The organism is Catenuloplanes indicus, assembly GCF_030813715.1.
In the GTDB taxonomy this organism is placed as follows: Bacteria; Actinomycetota; Actinomycetes; order Mycobacteriales; family Micromonosporaceae; genus Catenuloplanes; species Catenuloplanes indicus.
Window position 1 is genome coordinate 3,408,964 of record NZ_JAUSUZ010000001.1, and the last position, 14,564, is coordinate 3,423,527.

The following is a 14,564-nucleotide window of genomic DNA, read 5'->3' on the forward strand; positions in this document are numbered from 1 at the left end:
AGCCAACCGGCGCGGAATCAGCCGGCCCGAAGCCAGCCCGCCCGCAGCCAAACCGCCCGCAGCCAAACCGCCCGGAATCGGTCGGCCAGCAGCCAGCCCACCCGGAGTCGGCCGGCCCGGAGTCCGCCGCGCTCACAAAGTCCGCGCCCACAGAGATCGCGCCCCCACCGGCCATCGCACGGCCGGCCGCTCCGCCGGCGTACCCCCGGAAGGGTTCAAATCTTGGGTTTGTGGCCGTTGCGCTGCTGGTGGTGGGCGTTTTCGCGGCCGGGGCCGGGCTCGGGCAGCTGACCGGCGTGCGCGCGCCGTCGTGGTTCGACCGCCCCGGCGAGCCGCCGCCGCGCGACTTCCCGGTGCTGGCCGCGAGCCGCCCGACCCGGGTGACCATCCCGGCGATCCGGGTCGAGGCGCCGATCCGGCAGGTCGGGCTGGCCGCGGACGGCTCGATAGACGTGCCGCCGCCGAGCGAGCACGACGTCACCGGCTGGTACGAGGACGGCCCGACGCCCGGTGAGTTCGGCTCCGCCGTGATCGTCGGCCACGTCGACAGCCGCACCGGCCCGTCCGTCTTCGCCGGCCTGCCCGAGCTGCGCGACGGCGACACGATCGAGGTCAGCCGCGAGGACCGGACCACCGCGGTGTTCCGGGTGCTGTCCGTCGAGCTGTTCGACAAGGCTCACCTGCCGGCCGACCGGGTCTACGCCGACTTCACCCGCCCGCACCTGCGCCTGATCACCTGCGGCGGCCGGTGGGCCGGCGGCTCCACCGGCTACCGCGACAACGTGGTCGTCTTCGCCACGCTGGTCGGCACCGCAAATCGCTAGGCCGCGGCCTCGGCCTCCGGCATCGGGATGTCGAGCCAGTCGGCCCAACGGGGGTCGGGGAGGCGGTGGCCGAGCACGCGCCAGGCCTGGCCCTTGGGTGCGGCGGGCACGCCGCCGTGCAGCCGCCAGCCGAGCTCGGCCGGCGTCTTGTCGCCCTTGGTGTGGTTGCACTTGGCACAGGCCGCGACCACGTTCTCCCAGGCGTGCATGCCGCCGCGGCTGCGCGGGAACACGTGGTCGATGGTCTGGGCCGGGCCCCGGCAGTAGGCGCAGCGCCACCCGTCCCGCGCGAAGATCGCGCGGCGGGACAGGCCGACGTGAGTGCGGTAGGGCACACGCACGTAGCGTGTGAGACGAATCACTGATGGTACCGGGATCTCGTCGCGGGCCGAGTGCAGAATGCCGTCCCCGTCCGTGACCAGGGCGGCCTTACCCGAAAGGACGAGAATCGCGGCTCGACGCACTGAGACGACGCACAGCGGCTCGTAGGTCACGTTGAGCACCAACGCTCCGGAGCCCACCGTGGGTCGTATGTCAGGCATCGCGATCACCCTTCTGGTCGGTCTTTCGCACTCCCTGTCGCGTTCCGCCCGCCTCGGGCCGCGCGTCACCGCCCGGCCCCACGCTGGCGGATCACCAACGTCCGTGCGCCAATAGTCCCTGATAGGTGACCAAATTGCACGCCCTAATCGGGGCCGCCGCGTGAAGTTCAGGTGTCCCGTGCGAAGATGCCCGGTTCGATACCACCGCCGGTGACCCCCGGGACGGGCGCGCACAGGCGGATGCGATACCAACGACGTGACACCCCGTACCCGCACCCGTGAGGCCCACGTTCCACCGTGATAGCACCCGTGACACCCAACCCGTCCCCCTCCGAACTCGTGCCGTCCGTGGACGCCAGCTGCGAGACCGACCGGCTGTGCAAGCAGCTGCTCGACCTCGGCGTCAACGGGTGGCTGGCCGAGGGCGGCTACTGGGTGATCATCAAACCGCTGCGGATCCTGGCGATCATCGCAATCGCGATGCTGATCCGTTTCCTGATCGCCCGCGCCATCACCAAGCTGGTCACCACCACGTCCAACACGGCGGTGCCGTCGATCCTGAAGCCGCTGCACGAGAAGGTGCCGACCGCGCTGTTGGACGCGGGCGCGGTGTTCCCGGAGCGGCGGCGGCAGCGGGCCGAGGCGATCGGCTCGGTGCTGCGCAGCTTCGTCACCGCGATCGTGCTCGGCGTCGCCACCCTGATGGTGCTGGGTGAGCTGGGCTTCAACGTGGCGCCGCTGCTGGCCAGCGCCGGCATCGTCGGCGTCGCGCTCGGCTTCGGCGCGCAGAGCCTGGTCAAGGACGTGCTGGCCGGTCTGTTCATGCTGATCGAGGACCAGTACGGCGTGGGCGACACGGTCGACCTGGGCGAGGCGATCGGCGTGGTCGAGTCCGTCGGGCTGCGCGTCACCACGGTCCGCGACGGCCGCGGCGTGCTCTGGTACATCCGCAACGGCGAGGTGATCCGGGTCGGCAACAAGTCGCAGGGCTGGGCGATGGTCGTGATCGACATGCCGATCGGCTTCGTGAACAGCGAGGAGGCCACGGCCGTGCTGCGCGAGGCGGCCGCCGCGGTCGCCGCGGACCCGGAGCTGGCCACCGGCCTGCTGGAGCCGCCGGACGTGATCGGCGTGGAGCAGGTGACCGTGGACGGCGCGGTGATCCGGACGGTAGCGAAGACCACCGCGGACGGGCAGCTGACCGTGTCGCGGGAGCTGCGGCGCAGGCTGACCGAGGCGCTGGAGACCTCCGGCATCGCGGACCGGATCGCGGCGGCCCGGCTCTTCCCCCGGCCGGCCGCACCGCCCGCCGGTGGCGCGGACGCGGGCCGCGGCGGGGCGACGTAACGCCTGCGCCAAAAATTTACCTCGACCGATCACCCTAGCCACCGGTCAGACTATCGGGCAGAATTCATTCAGCCGAATATTCGGTGGGAACGGCGCCGGCTCAGGGGGGTCAGAGCCGGCTCCGGGGGGATGACGTCGGTCGAGTGGGGAGCAGCGATCCGTGAGGGGCCTGGCTGAGGGGTCGTCCGGTGACCTCCGCTGACCAGGACCGCCCCGCGACATACCGTGAGGTCTTCGCGCACTCCGAGTTCCGCGTCGTCTACGGCGCGGTCGCGCTCTCCAATCTCGCCGATCCGATGGCCAAGGCCGCGATCACGCTGCTGGTCTTCCAGAAGACCGGCTCGGTGGCGCTCTCCGCGCTCGCGTTCGCGGTCAGCTATCTGCCCTGGCTGATCGGCGGCCCACTGCTGAGCTCGCTCGCCGACCGCTATCCGTACCGGACGGTCATCGGCGTCACGCTGGTCTTCCGGGCCGCGCTCTTCCTCGTCGTCGCGCTCTTCCACTGGCCGGGCGCGGTGCTGGTCGCGGCGCTGTTCCTGAGCACGCTCTCGGCCGCGCCGGAGCAGGCCGCCCGGTCCGCGCTGCTGCCCCGCGCGCTGCCGAAGGACCGGCTCGTGGTCGGCCTGTCGCTGATCGGCGGTCTCCACCAGATAACCCAGATCGTGGGGTACGTGGTGGGCGCCGCGCTCGCCGGGATCAGCACCCACCTGGTGCTGTTCATCACCGCCGCGCTCTTCGGCGGCGCCGCCGCGATCGTGCTGTTCGGCCTGCGCGGCTGGGCCGCCACCGGCACCGGCGCGCACGACGGCACGCTGCTCGGCGGCATGGGCCAGGGCTTCGGGCTGGTCTTCGGGCGCGCGGAGCTGCGGTCGATCGCGATCCTGCTGTTCTGCGCGATGTTCTTCGTGGCCGTGCCGGAAGGGCTCGCCGCGGCCTGGGCCAGCGAGCTGGTGGCGGACGACGAGCGCGGCATCACCCAGGGCCTGATCATGGCCGCGACGCCGCTCGGTTTCGTGGCCGGCAGCCTGATCGTGGGCCGGCTGATCCGGCCGTCGCGGCGGCGCGCGCTGATCCGGCCGGCCGCGATCGTGGCGCCGTTGACGCTGGTCCCGGCCTTCTTCGAGCCGTCCGTGGTCGTGGTGGTGCTGATGGTGGCGGCCTGCGGCTTCGCGGTCGGTGGCGTGCTGCCGCCCGCGCAGGGCCTGTTCGCCATGGTCGTGCCGGACGGGTTCCGCGCCCGGGCGTACGGTGTGATGCAGACCGGTGTGACGCTCATGCAGGGTGCGGGCGTGGCGCTGACCGGTCTGCTGGCCGACCGTTTCCCGCTGCCCGGCGTGGTCAGCTCCTGGAGCCTGGCCGGTGTGCTGGTGATGGTCGTGGTGAGCCTGCGCTGGCCGAGCGAGCGGCGCTTCGAGGAGGCGATCGCGGCCGCGGCCGAGCGGGAGCCGCAGCCCGGCCGGGTCTGAGACAGTGGCATTCTTGGACTGTGGCTACCGGTGAAGAGACAAGCTTCTACGAGGCGGTCGGCGGCGAGCCGACGTTCCGGAAGCTGGTGGACAGGTTCTACGAGGGCATCGCGACCGACCCGCTGCTGCGCCCGATGTACCCGGAGGACGACCTCGGCCCGGCCTCGGACCGCATGCGGCTGTTCCTGATGCAGTACTGGGGCGGCCCGACCACCTACTCGGACGAGCGCGGCCATCCCCGGCTGCGTATGCGGCACGCGCCGTTCGTGGTGGACGCGGCCGCGCGCGACGCCTGGCTGCGGAACATGCGCGTCGCCGTGGACTCGCTGGACCTGCCGCGGGAGCAGCACGACCAGCTCTGGCAGTACCTGGAGCGGGCCGCGTACTTCATGGTCAACAAGATGGACTAGGACAAGTCGGCCGATCGGCTGGTTTAACCGCGAACCGCACTTCCGGCCTCATACTGCCTCGTTGATCGGGTGAGTCCACGCCACCCTTCGAGAGGTATCCCTCCATGCGACGCCGTCTGCTCGCCGCGCTCGCGCTGGCCGCGTTCACCACGGCCGCCGGCATGATGCCGGCCAGCGCCGACATGGCCCAGCCGTCCGTGGTCTCGGCCGATCCGGTCGACTACACCCCGCACATCAAGGACGGTACGGTCTGGTCGGCCGTGGTGGTCGGCGACACCGTGGTGGTGGGCGGCAACTTCACCTCGGTCACCGACCGCACCGGCAAGCGCGCCTACCCGCGGCGGCACCTGTTCGCGTTCGGCCTGCGCGACGGCGCGGTGCGCGACTTCGCGCCACAGGTCGACGGCCCGGTGTACGCGGTCGCGGCCGGCGCGGACGGCAGCATCTACCTGGGTGGCGCGTTCAAGACCGTCAACGGCGTGGCGCAGCGCGGGCTCGGCAAGGTCGCGCTGGCCACCGGCCGTTCCGTGACCGGCTTCAAGGCCGCCATCAACTGGGGTGACGTACGCACGCTCGGCCTGGCCGGTGGCCGGCTCTACGCGGGCGGCACGTTCTCCGCGATCAACGGCGTGGCGCGGACCGCGCTGGCCCGGATGAGCCCGTCGACCGGCGCGGTCGACCGGGGCTTCGACGCGAAGCTCTCCGCGCCCGGCAAGGACCGGCCGCGGGTCGAGTCCTTCGACATCTCGCCGGACGGGCGCAAGCTGGTCGCGATCGGCGTGATCGGCAGGGCCGGCGTCAAGGACCGCACGCAGCTGGTGATGCTGGACGTGGCCGGCCCGAGCGCGGTCGTCAGCGACTGGTACACGGACGCGTTCAAGCCGAACTGCCGCGAAGGGTTCCAGACCTACATGCGGCAGGTGAAGTTCTCGCCGGACGGCGGCTACTTCGTGGTGGTCACCACCGGCCGGGAGAACCACCGCCAGAAGCTCTGCGACACCGCGAGCCGCTGGGAGACCGCCGGTACCGGCCGCCGCGTGCCCACCTGGCAGAACCACACCGGCGGGGACTCCCTCTACGCGGTCGCGGTGACCGGCAGCGCGGTCTACGTCGGCGGCCACCAGCGCTGGATGAGCAACCCGGGCGGGCACGAGTTCGCCGGGCCGGGCGCGATCAAGCGGGAGGGCATCGCGGCCCTCGACCCGCGCACCGGCCGTACGCTGCCGTGGAATCCGGGCCGGGACCGCGGCGTCGGTGTCCGCTCGTTCGTCTCCACGAGCGCCGGCCTGCTGGTCGGCTCGGACACCACCCGGCTCGGCGGCGAGTACCACGGGCGGATCGGCCTGTTCCCGCGCGCATGATGAAGGCGCCCCGCGGGCCGCGGGACGCCTCCGTCAGGTGCTCAGAGCAGCGCGCCCTCGTCGTGCAGCCAGTCGACGAACGAGGTGGCGACGGCCGCGCCGCAGTCGAGCATCTCGACCAGCAGGGCGTCGTGGGCGCCGGAGCCGAGCGGGACCTGGAGTTCGGCGTAGATCGGGAGCTGGCCACGCTCGGTCGGATCGCCCACGTACGCCTTGCAGAAGCGGCGGGTGTGGTTCCACTCGTTGACCACGCGGTACGCCCGGTCGGCCCAGTCCGGCGGGACGGTGGAGTGCGGGCGGGCGCGCATCACCAGGATCTCGTCCTCCGGCCCCTCCAGCGTGAACAGCACGGCGTGCCGCTCCCACATGGCGAGCAGGCTGCCGTCGCCGTCGGCGAGGTAACGGACGTCGAGCATGTCGAGCGCGTCACCGACCCGGCGCAGCGTCACGGGCGCGACCGCGGGCGCCAGCTCGACGGTGGGGACCGGGGCTAACCGCTCCGGCTCTCGCTGGGCCGGTGCGGTGACACCCACCCGCACCTTGCTTTCCGTCGTCGTTCCACCTCGGGACTCCGGCTCGCCGCCTCCGGCGTGACCGGGGCGCCATGACCACCACGGCATCGCTTGCGCACCTCACTCCCCAGCGGATCCGGCCGCCTACGTTGCGTTGGACCCGAGGCCCGACGCTACCCGGATCGTCGCCTGAGGTCATCCCCCCAACGCCCGCACAAAACCAAACGGACCATCCGGCATCAGCCGAACGTATGAGGAGTGGCCGGTCGGAGGCCGAGCTGATTTCCGGCGGGAAGCCAGGCAGCGCCGTACGGAGCGGCCAATCCGACCCATCGGCCGGCGACCCGAACGTGCACATCGGACGTATCGGACTCTTCGGATGACGGCCGTCCACCCAGGAAGCCCATGCGCGTAACACCCTGGACAAGACGTTGAGATATTTCGATACGCTCCGTGCTGTCCGTTGTGACCACGATTGTCACGTGATCGAGCAATGCGTCGCGCAGCGCCCGCTCGCCCACCGGCTGCCCGCCGACGCCGTGCGCGGTCGCGTCCCGCAGCGTGCCGGCCGCGGCCTCGGCGACCCGGCGCAGCTCCGCCGTGGGCAGCCGCTCCACCGAACGGGCGCCGTCCGGCGGCAGGCCCCAGCGCCAGTCGGAGTCGCGGCGGGGCGGCAGCGAGCGGCCGCCTCGGGCCAGCTGGGCGAGCAGGTCCGCGGCCACGACCGTGGCGTCGCCCGGCCCGTCGCCGTCCACCGAGCGGGAGACCAACACGTTCCACGGCAGGCGGGCCCACAGCTCGGTACGGCCGCGGAACGAGCGGAGACGCACCACCGCGCCCGGGTCCAGCCGGGTCAGCCGGACCAGGAACGCGCCCGCGTCCTGCGCCCCGGTCACGCCGTGGCTGGCCACCGGCGCGCTCACGCGGCCACCTCGTACCGGCTGAGGAAGTCGCGTTCCCACTCCGTCATCCGGCGCGGCCGCTGCCCAGCCAGGTCGAAGAGCACGCACACGGTACGCGCGCGGCTGGCCAGCCGGTCGCCGTCGAACAGCTCGTAGACCACGGTGAACTGGGCGCCGCGGACGTTCTCGATCCACAACTCGACGCGCACGTGCGGCGGCGGTGGCGGCGCCTCGCTCGCGTGCGTGCGGTAGACCACCGGACGCAGGTAGTCGATCTCGTGGCGGGCGATCACCGTGCCGTCGTCGACGAGCGACGGGCCACCCCGCTCCTTCGCCAGGACGTAGATGAACGCGACCCGCGCCTCCTCGTACAGCGTCAGGAAGCGCGTGTTGTTGACGTGGCCGTAGGCGTCCATGTCCGACCAGCGGAGCGCGCAGTGGTGGACGAAGCGCACGCCCAACCCCCGTTCTGATGGTGAGGGCGCCCGGCGGCCGCCGGACGCCCTCGGTACGGCCGGGTCTCAGTCGCGGGTCAGCTTGCGGTAGGTCACCGCGTGCGGACGGGCGGCGTCGGCGCCGAGCCGGTCGATCTTGTTCTTCTCGTACGCGTCGAAGTTGCCCTCGAACCAGAACCACTTCGCCGGGTTCTCGTCGTCGCCCTCCCAGGCCAGGATGTGCGTGGCCACGCGGTCCAGGAACATCCGGTCGTGGGAGATGACCACGGCGCAGCCGGGGAACTCCAGCAGTGCGTTCTCCAGGCTGGAGAGCGTCTCGACGTCGAGGTCGTTGGTCGGCTCGTCGAGCAGGATCACGTTGCCGCCGATCTTCAGCGTCAGCGCGAGGTTCAGCCGGTTCCGCTCACCACCGGAGAGGATCTTCGTCGGCTTCTGCTGGTCCGGGCCCTTGAAGCCGAACGCCGCCACGTACGCCCGGGACGGCATCTCGACCTTGCCGACCATCATGTGGTCCAGGCCGTCGGAGACGACCTCCCACAGCGTCTTGTCGCCGTCCAGGCCGGACCGGTTCTGGTCGACGTAGGACAGCTGGACCGTCTCACCGATCTTCACCGAGCCGGTGTCCGGCTGCTCGATGCCGACGATCGTCTTGAACAGCGTGGTCTTGCCGACACCGTTCGGCCCGATGATGCCGACGATGCCGTTGCGCGGCAGCGAGAACGACAGGTTGTCGATCAGCGTACGGCCGTCGAAGCCCTTGGTCAGACCGTTGACCTCGATCACCGTGCTGCCCAGGCGCGGGCCCGGCGGGATCTGGATCTCCTCGAAGTCGAGCTTGCGGGTCTTCTCCGCCTCGGCGGCCATCTCCTCGTACCGGTCGAGGCGGGAGCGGGACTTGGTCTGCCGCGCCTTCGCGTTCGACCGGACCCACTCCAGCTCCTCGGAGAGGCGCTTCTTCATCTTGGCGTCCTTGCGGCCCTCGACCGCCAGGCGTGCCGCCTTCTTCTCCAGGTAGGTGGAGTAGTTGCCCTCGTAGCCGATCGCCCGGCCGCGGTCCAGCTCCAGGATCCAGCCGGCCACGTTGTCCAGGAAGTACCGGTCGTGGGTGATCGCCAGGACGGTGCCGGCGTACTTCGCCAGGTGCTGCTCCAGCCACTGCACGCTCTCCGCGTCCAGGTGGTTGGTGGGCTCGTCGAGCAGCAGCAGGTCGGGCGCCTCGAGCAGCAGCTTGCAGAGCGCGACCCGGCGGCGCTCACCACCGGAGAGCTGGGTGACGTCCGCGTCCGGCGGCGGGCAGCGCAGCGCGTCCATCGCGAGCGCGAGCTGGGCGTCGATGTCCCACGCGTCCGCGTGGTCCAGCTCCTCCTGGAGCCGGCCCATCTCCTCCATCAGCTCGTCCGTGTAGTTGGTCGCCATCTCCTCGGCGATCGCGTTGAAGCGGGCGAGCTTCTCCTTGGTCTCCGCGACGGCCTCCTCGATGTTGCCGAGGACGGTCTTCTCGTCGTTCAGCGGCGGCTCCTGCGCCAGCATGCCGACGGTGAAGCCGGGCATCAGGCGGGCCTCGCCGTTGCTCGGCCGGTCCAGACCCGCCATGATCTTGAGAAGGCTGGACTTACCGGCGCCGTTCGGGCCGACCACACCGATCTTGGCACCGGGCAGGAAGCTCAGCGTCACGTTGTCGAGCACGACCTTGTCGCCGTGCGCCTTACGCGCCTTTTCCAGGACGTAGATGTACTGGGCCACGGTGTGCCCTACCTCCGAGTCAGTGATGAACGTTCCGGCGGCCTTGCCGCGGCTCTGCCGAGGGCAGCAGACAACACCGTCAATCCTGACAGGTCCGGTACGCAGCGCGCACACCACCCTGTCGAGGCATTGCTGTCGTCGGTATAACCGAACTAGCCTCTTCGGTATGACCAAGAAGATCGCCATCAGCGTGCCGGACGACGTGGCGGCACACCTGGCGCAGCAGTCGAACGTCTCGGCATACGTCACCGAAGCGGTGCGGGGACGCATGCACCGGGACATAGTTCGCAACTCGCTGCGCGAGCGTGGACATGAGATCACGGAGGCGAGCATCGCGGCGGCCCGCTCGGAGATCGACCGCATCCAGGCGAGCATTACACCCGAGCTGCGCGCTCAGGCCGAAGAGTTCCGAGCAGAGCTCGAGCGCACGAAGGCCAGGTATCGCCGATGACGGAGGCAGGCCTCGTACTGGAGACCTCGGCGGTCGTCGCCTATGCGGAAGGCAACTTCTCGGTCGGCATGAAGATCGCCGAGGTCGCGGATCGCCGGCTTGAGATAATTCTTCCTGCCGTATGCCTCGCCGAGGCATACCAGCAAACCGGGAAGAACAACTCCAACTACCTCGACCTTCTCGCCGAACTCGGCAATGTCACGGTGACACCGGTGGAGCACGACATGTGCAACGTGCTGGGCGGTTGGACCCGGATCATGGAGACCATGGGCACCGCCCAGGCCGCCATGGAGGCGGCGGCCCGGCCCGTCATTCCGATCATGACCAACCGGGGCGAGATGATCCACCAGATCCTGGCAAGGGAGTGGCCGATCATCGAGCTTTGACGCCGTACGCGTGGAAAGATCTTGATGTTGGTCGTGTCACCTCTGCGTTTGGGTGGCCACCCTGTGTGGCATTCCACGGTTTGACCGGCGACACCGGCTGTCAACACACGGACAGTAGGCTCACAGCCGGGACCCGTATTACACCGGAGGTGCACGGAACGTGGCCGAGCGTAGTTCCTTCGTCGTCGTCGCCAACCGCCTGCCCGTGGATGAGGTGACCACCCCGGAGGGGCGCCAATGGCGGCCGAGCCCCGGCGGACTGGTCACCGCGCTGCACCCGGTGCTCGTGCGGGAACGCGGCACCTGGATCGGCTGGGCCGGCGGCACCGGCGACGCCCCCGAGCCCTTCGAGCTGGAGGGCATCAACATCCACCCCGTGCCGCTGAGCGCGCAGGAGCTGGAGCGCTACTACGAGGGCCAGTCGAACGCGACGATCTGGCCGCTCTACCACGACGCGGTCGAGACGCCGGCGTACAAGCGCTCCTGGCGCGAGACCTACCGGGCCGTCAATCAGCGCTTCGCGGAGGCGGCGGCCGAGGTCGCGGCGGAGGGCGCGGTCGTCTGGGTGCAGGACTACCAGCTGCAGCTGGTCCCGGCCATGCTGCGCGAGCTGCGCCCGGACCTGAAGATCGGCTTCTTCCTGCACATCCCGTTCCCGCCGATCGAGCTGTTCATGCAGATGCCGTTCCGCACCGAGATCCTGCGCGGGCTGCTCGGCGCGGACCTGGTCGGTTTCCAGCAGCGGCTCGCCGCGCAGAACTTCGTCCGGCTGGCCCGGCACCTGCTCGGCCTGCGCTACGAGGGCCAGATGATCCAGGTCGACGGCCGGCAGGTGAAGGCCGGCGCGTTCCCGATCTCGATCGACACCGCGCAGATGGAGCAGCTGGCGGCGGACCCGGCGATCCAGGCCCGGGCCAAGGAGATCCGCGGCGAACTCGGAAACCCGAAGACGATCATCCTGGGCGTGGATCGGCTGGACTACACCAAGGGCATCGAGCTGCGGCTCAAGGCGTTCCGCGAACTGCTCGCTGACGGAAAACTGACAGTTCCGGACGCGGTCATGGTGCAGGTGGCCACGCCAAGCCGAGAGCGAGTCGAGCACTACCAGGCGCTACGAGTCAAGGTTGAGCGCGAGGTCGGACGCATCAACGGCGAGTTCGGCCGGGTGGGCGTGCCCGCCGTCCACTATCTCCACCAGTCGTACAGTCGCAGTGAACTGGCCGCGCTCTACAGCGCGGCCGACGTCATGATGGTTACCCCTCTGCGAGACGGAATGAATCTGGTGGCCAAGGAGTACGTCGCATCGCGCGCCGACACCGGCGGCGCGTTGGTGCTCAGCGAGTTCGCGGGTGCCGCGACCGAGCTGCGTCAAGCGTTTCTGTGCAACCCGCACGACCCCGAGGGCGTGAAGGAGGTGCTGCTGCGCGCCGTCAACATCGAGCCGGCCGAGGCCCGTCGCCGGATGCGCGTGATGCAGCGGCACCTGCGTACCCACGACGTCGAGCACTGGGCCCGCTCGTTCCTCAACGAGCTCGGCGTTCCGGAGGCGGCGTGACCTCTCCGCTCGACCTCGACCTCCGGGGTCCTCAGCTCGACCCGGACCTGCGCGCCGCCATCGGCCGCATCGCCCGTGTCCCGCAGCTCCTCGTCGCCTGCGACTACGACGGCACGCTCGCCCCGATCGTGGAGGACCACGCCCGGGCCGTCCCGCTGCCCGAGTCGGTCGCCGCGATCCGCGCGCTCGCCGCGCTGCCGCAGACCACCGTGGCGGTGGTGTCCGGCCGCGCGCTGCGCGACCTGGCCACGCTCTCCCGGTTGCCCAGCGAGGTGCACCTGGTCGGCAGCCACGGCTCCGAGTTCGACATCGGCTTCATCGAGCGGCTCGACCCCGAGCTGATCGAGGTGCGTACCCGGCTGCAGATGGAGATCCGCGCGATCACCGGCGGCCGGGCCGGCGTCCGGCTGGAGGCGAAGCCGGCCAGCATCGCGGTGCACTACCGCGGCGCCGAGCCGATCGTGGCCCGCCAGGTCGTCGACGCGATCGAGGCCGGGCCCGCCACCTGGCCCGGCGTCTACGTCAAGCGCGGCAAGGAGGTGCTGGAGCTCTCCGTGGTCACCACCCACAAGGGCACCGCCATCGACCAGCTGCGCAGCCAGCTCTCCGCCAGCGCGGTGCTCTACATCGGCGACGACGTCACCGACGAGGACGCGTTCGGCACGCTGCACGGACCGGACGTCGGCATCAAGATCGGCAGTGGCGACACCGAGGCCGGTTTCCGGGTCGGCGAGCCGATCGAGGCGGCCCGGCTGCTCGCGCTCGTGCTGCAGACCCGGCGCAACTGGCTGTTCGGCGAGCACGCGGTGCCGATCGAGCGGCACTCGATGCTCTCCAACCGGCGTACGGTCGCGCTGATCACGCCGGAGGCCAAGCTCACCTGGCTGTGCCACCCGCGCCCGGACGCCTCGGCGATCTTCGCGGACCTGCTCGGCGGCAACCCGGCCGGCTACTTCTCGGTCGCGCCGGAGCGCGGCGGCATCCCGCTCGGCCAGCGCTACCGGCCCGGCACGATGACCGTCGAGACCCGCTGGTCCGGCCTCACGGTCACGGACTGGCTGGACACCAGCGTGCACGAGGACGAGACCGGCGAGCTGACCGTCGCCACCGCGGACTCCACGCTGATCCGGCGCGTCACCGGACACGGCCGGGTGCGGCTCGAGTTCGCGCCCCGCCCCGAGTTCGGCCAGGTCGCGGTGCAGCTCCAGCCGTCCGGCGACGGCCTGCTGGTGCTCGGCTCCAACGAGCCGGTCGCGCTGTACTCCCCCGGAGTCACCTGGACCGTCGACTCCGACGGCGGCGACCGGGACACCGCCCGCGCCGTCGTCGACCTCACCCAGGCCGGTGGCGAGGTGACGCTGGAACTGCGGTTCGGCTCGCACGACCTGGGCCACACCGGCATCCCGGCGCTCACCCGCCAGGAGAACGCGGAACGCCCGTGGCGCGACTGGGCGAACACGCTCAACCTGCCCTCGGTCGCCCGCGACCTGGTGCTGCGCAGCGCGCTCACGATGCGCGGCCTCACCCACGAGGCGACCGGCTCGATCCTGGCCGCGGCCACCACGTCGCTGCCCGAGGAGGTCGGCGGCGTCCGCAACTGGGACTACCGGTACTGCTGGCTCCGCGACGCCGCGATGACCGCCCGCGCGCTGGTCGACCTGGGCTCGCTCAGCGAGGCCGAGGCGTTCCTGCGCTGGGTGGACGGCTGCGTCGAGCGCAGCGGCGGCCACCCGGAGCGGCTCCACCCGCTCTACACGGTCGAGGGCTACGAGCTCGGCGCCGAGGCGGTCATCGACACGCTGCCCGGGTACGCCGGCTCCCGTCCGGTCCGCGTCGGCAACCTGGCCAACCACCAGCTCCAGCTGGACATCTTCGGACCGGTCGCGGACCTGATCGCGGCCGTCGCGGACGCCCGCGGCTCGGTCCGGGAGGAGGAGTGGGGCCTGCTGGAGTCGATGGTCCAGGCCGTCGAACGCCGCTGGCACGAGCCCGACCACGGCATCTGGGAGGCCCGCCTGGCCCCCCGCCACCACGTGTTCTCCAAGGTCATGTGCTGGATGACCGTGGACCGCGCGGTCCGCATGGTCGACAACCACGGCGGCACCCCGCGCCCCGAGTGGGCCGACCTGCGCGACCGGATCGGTGCGGACGTGCTGGAGCACGGCTGGCACCCCGGCGTGGGCGCCTACTCGGTGGCGTACGGGGACGAGGACATGGACGCGTCGTCGCTGTGGATCGGCCTGTCCGGGCTGCTTCCCGACGACGACCCGCGCTTCCTGGCCACGGTGCTCAAGATCGAGGCCGACCTGCGCTCCGGGCCGGTGGTCTACCGCTACCGCTGGGACGACGGCCTTCCGGGCCGCGAGGGCGGCTTCCACATCTGCACGGCGTGGCTCATCGAGGCCTACCTCCGCACCGGCCGGCGGGCGGACGCGGAGGAGCTGTTCACGCAGATGCTGGACACGGCCGGTCCGACCGGGCTGCTGCCGGAGCAGTACGACCCGATGGCCGAACGCGGCCTCGGCAACCACCCGCAGGCCTACAGCCACCTCGGCCTGGTGCGGTGCGCGCTGCTGCTCAACAACGTACTGACGCCCGCCGCGGCGTGAT

General features: G+C 70.9%; 14 protein-coding genes. 9 read left to right on the forward strand and 5 right to left on the reverse strand.

Translation table 11 applies throughout. The annotated features are described in order from the left end of the window. The first annotated feature begins 230 nt into the window (after positions 1 to 230). Positions 231 to 824 (forward strand): class F sortase, encoded by a 594-nt coding sequence (locus J2S42_RS15265; protein ID WP_307239708.1) that lies wholly within the window; start codon positions 231 to 233, stop codon positions 822 to 824. Here the strand turns inward: J2S42_RS15265 and J2S42_RS15270 are convergent. After that, on the reverse strand, positions 821 to 1,366 hold the full coding sequence (locus J2S42_RS15270) for an HNH endonuclease (protein ID WP_307239710.1): 546 nt from the start codon (positions 1,364 to 1,366) through the stop codon (positions 821 to 823). The genes J2S42_RS15265 and J2S42_RS15270 overlap by 4 nt on opposite strands. 300 nt (positions 1,367 to 1,666) lie before the next feature. Between J2S42_RS15270 and J2S42_RS15275 the strand changes: the two genes are divergently transcribed. From J2S42_RS15275 to J2S42_RS15290, 4 genes are all read left to right on the forward strand, one after another. Beyond that, positions 1,667 to 2,713, forward strand: a complete 1,047-nt coding sequence (locus J2S42_RS15275; protein WP_488193137.1) for a mechanosensitive ion channel family protein — start codon at positions 1,667 to 1,669, stop codon at positions 2,711 to 2,713. A gap of 188 nt (positions 2,714 to 2,901) precedes the next feature. After that, positions 2,902 to 4,179: an MFS transporter gene (locus J2S42_RS15280; RefSeq protein ID WP_307239712.1), complete on the forward strand. Its 1,278-nt coding sequence runs from the start codon at positions 2,902 to 2,904 to the stop codon at positions 4,177 to 4,179. Continuing rightward, positions 4,176 to 4,589, forward strand: coding sequence for a globin (locus J2S42_RS15285; protein WP_370879395.1), 414 nt, complete (start codon positions 4,176 to 4,178; stop codon positions 4,587 to 4,589). The genes J2S42_RS15280 and J2S42_RS15285 overlap by 4 nt, the downstream gene beginning before the upstream one ends. Before the next feature lie 104 nt (positions 4,590 to 4,693). Further along, positions 4,694 to 5,950 (forward strand): PKD domain containing protein, encoded by a 1,257-nt coding sequence (locus J2S42_RS15290; RefSeq protein ID WP_307239716.1) that lies wholly within the window; start codon positions 4,694 to 4,696, stop codon positions 5,948 to 5,950. Positions 5,951 to 5,991: 41 nt separating this feature from the next. Here the strand turns inward: J2S42_RS15290 and J2S42_RS15295 are convergent, their stop codons facing one another. The 4 genes from J2S42_RS15295 to ettA all read right to left on the reverse strand — a co-directional run bounded on the left by J2S42_RS15295 (position 5,992) and on the right by ettA (position 9,562). Next, positions 5,992 to 6,570, reverse strand: coding sequence for a type III secretion system chaperone family protein (locus J2S42_RS15295; RefSeq protein WP_307239718.1), 579 nt, complete (start codon positions 6,568 to 6,570; stop codon positions 5,992 to 5,994). 131 nt (positions 6,571 to 6,701) lie between these two features. After that, positions 6,702 to 7,373: a DUF8185 domain-containing protein gene (locus tag J2S42_RS15300; RefSeq protein ID WP_307248775.1), complete on the reverse strand. Its 672-nt coding sequence runs from the start codon at positions 7,371 to 7,373 to the stop codon at positions 6,702 to 6,704. Between the two features lie 8 nt (positions 7,374 to 7,381). Then, positions 7,382 to 7,825 carry an acyl-CoA thioesterase gene (locus tag J2S42_RS15305; RefSeq protein WP_307239720.1) on the reverse strand — a complete coding sequence of 148 codons (444 nt, stop codon included), beginning with the start codon at positions 7,823 to 7,825 and terminating at the stop codon, positions 7,382 to 7,384. A 60-nt stretch (positions 7,826 to 7,885) separates the two neighbouring features. Continuing rightward, positions 7,886 to 9,562 (reverse strand): energy-dependent translational throttle protein EttA, encoded by a 1,677-nt coding sequence (ettA, locus tag J2S42_RS15310; RefSeq protein WP_307239722.1) that lies wholly within the window; start codon positions 9,560 to 9,562, stop codon positions 7,886 to 7,888. A 166-nt stretch (positions 9,563 to 9,728) separates the two neighbouring features. On the opposite strand from ettA, the gene J2S42_RS15315 reads away from it, so the two are divergent. The 4 genes from J2S42_RS15315 to otsB all read left to right on the forward strand — a co-directional run bounded on the left by J2S42_RS15315 (position 9,729) and on the right by otsB (position 14,563). After that, positions 9,729 to 10,013, forward strand: a complete 285-nt coding sequence (locus tag J2S42_RS15315; protein ID WP_307239723.1) for a hypothetical protein — start codon at positions 9,729 to 9,731, stop codon at positions 10,011 to 10,013. After that, complete coding sequence (locus J2S42_RS15320) at positions 10,010 to 10,399, forward strand: hypothetical protein (protein WP_307239725.1); 390 nt, start codon at positions 10,010 to 10,012, stop codon at positions 10,397 to 10,399. Before J2S42_RS15315 ends, J2S42_RS15320 begins: the two co-directional genes overlap by 4 nt. A gap of 160 nt (positions 10,400 to 10,559) precedes the next feature. Beyond that, positions 10,560 to 11,954, forward strand: coding sequence for an alpha,alpha-trehalose-phosphate synthase (UDP-forming) (locus tag J2S42_RS15325; protein ID WP_307239727.1), 1,395 nt, complete (start codon positions 10,560 to 10,562; stop codon positions 11,952 to 11,954). Next, a complete protein-coding gene (gene otsB, locus J2S42_RS15330) occupies positions 11,951 to 14,563 on the forward strand; it encodes a trehalose-phosphatase (RefSeq protein WP_307239729.1) in 2,613 nt (870 codons plus the stop codon). The genes J2S42_RS15325 and otsB overlap by 4 nt, the downstream gene beginning before the upstream one ends. The last annotated feature ends 1 nt before the right edge of the window (position 14,564 follow it).

Excerpts from the sequence above, each read along its gene's own strand:
- J2S42_RS15290 (WP_307239716.1), top strand. The coding sequence starts at position 4,694 with ATGCGACGCCGTCTGCTCGCCGCGCTCGCGCTGGCCGCGTTCACCACG.
- J2S42_RS15315 (WP_307239723.1), top strand. The coding sequence starts at position 9,729 with ATGACCAAGAAGATCGCCATCAGCGTGCCGGACGACGTGGCGGCACAC.
- J2S42_RS15320 (WP_307239725.1), top strand. The coding sequence starts at position 10,010 with ATGACGGAGGCAGGCCTCGTACTGGAGACCTCGGCGGTCGTCGCCTAT.
- J2S42_RS15295 (WP_307239718.1), bottom strand. The coding sequence starts at position 6,570 with ATGCCGTGGTGGTCATGGCGCCCCGGTCACGCCGGAGGCGGCGAGCCG.
- J2S42_RS15270 (WP_307239710.1), bottom strand. The coding sequence starts at position 1,366 with ATGCCTGACATACGACCCACGGTGGGCTCCGGAGCGTTGGTGCTCAAC.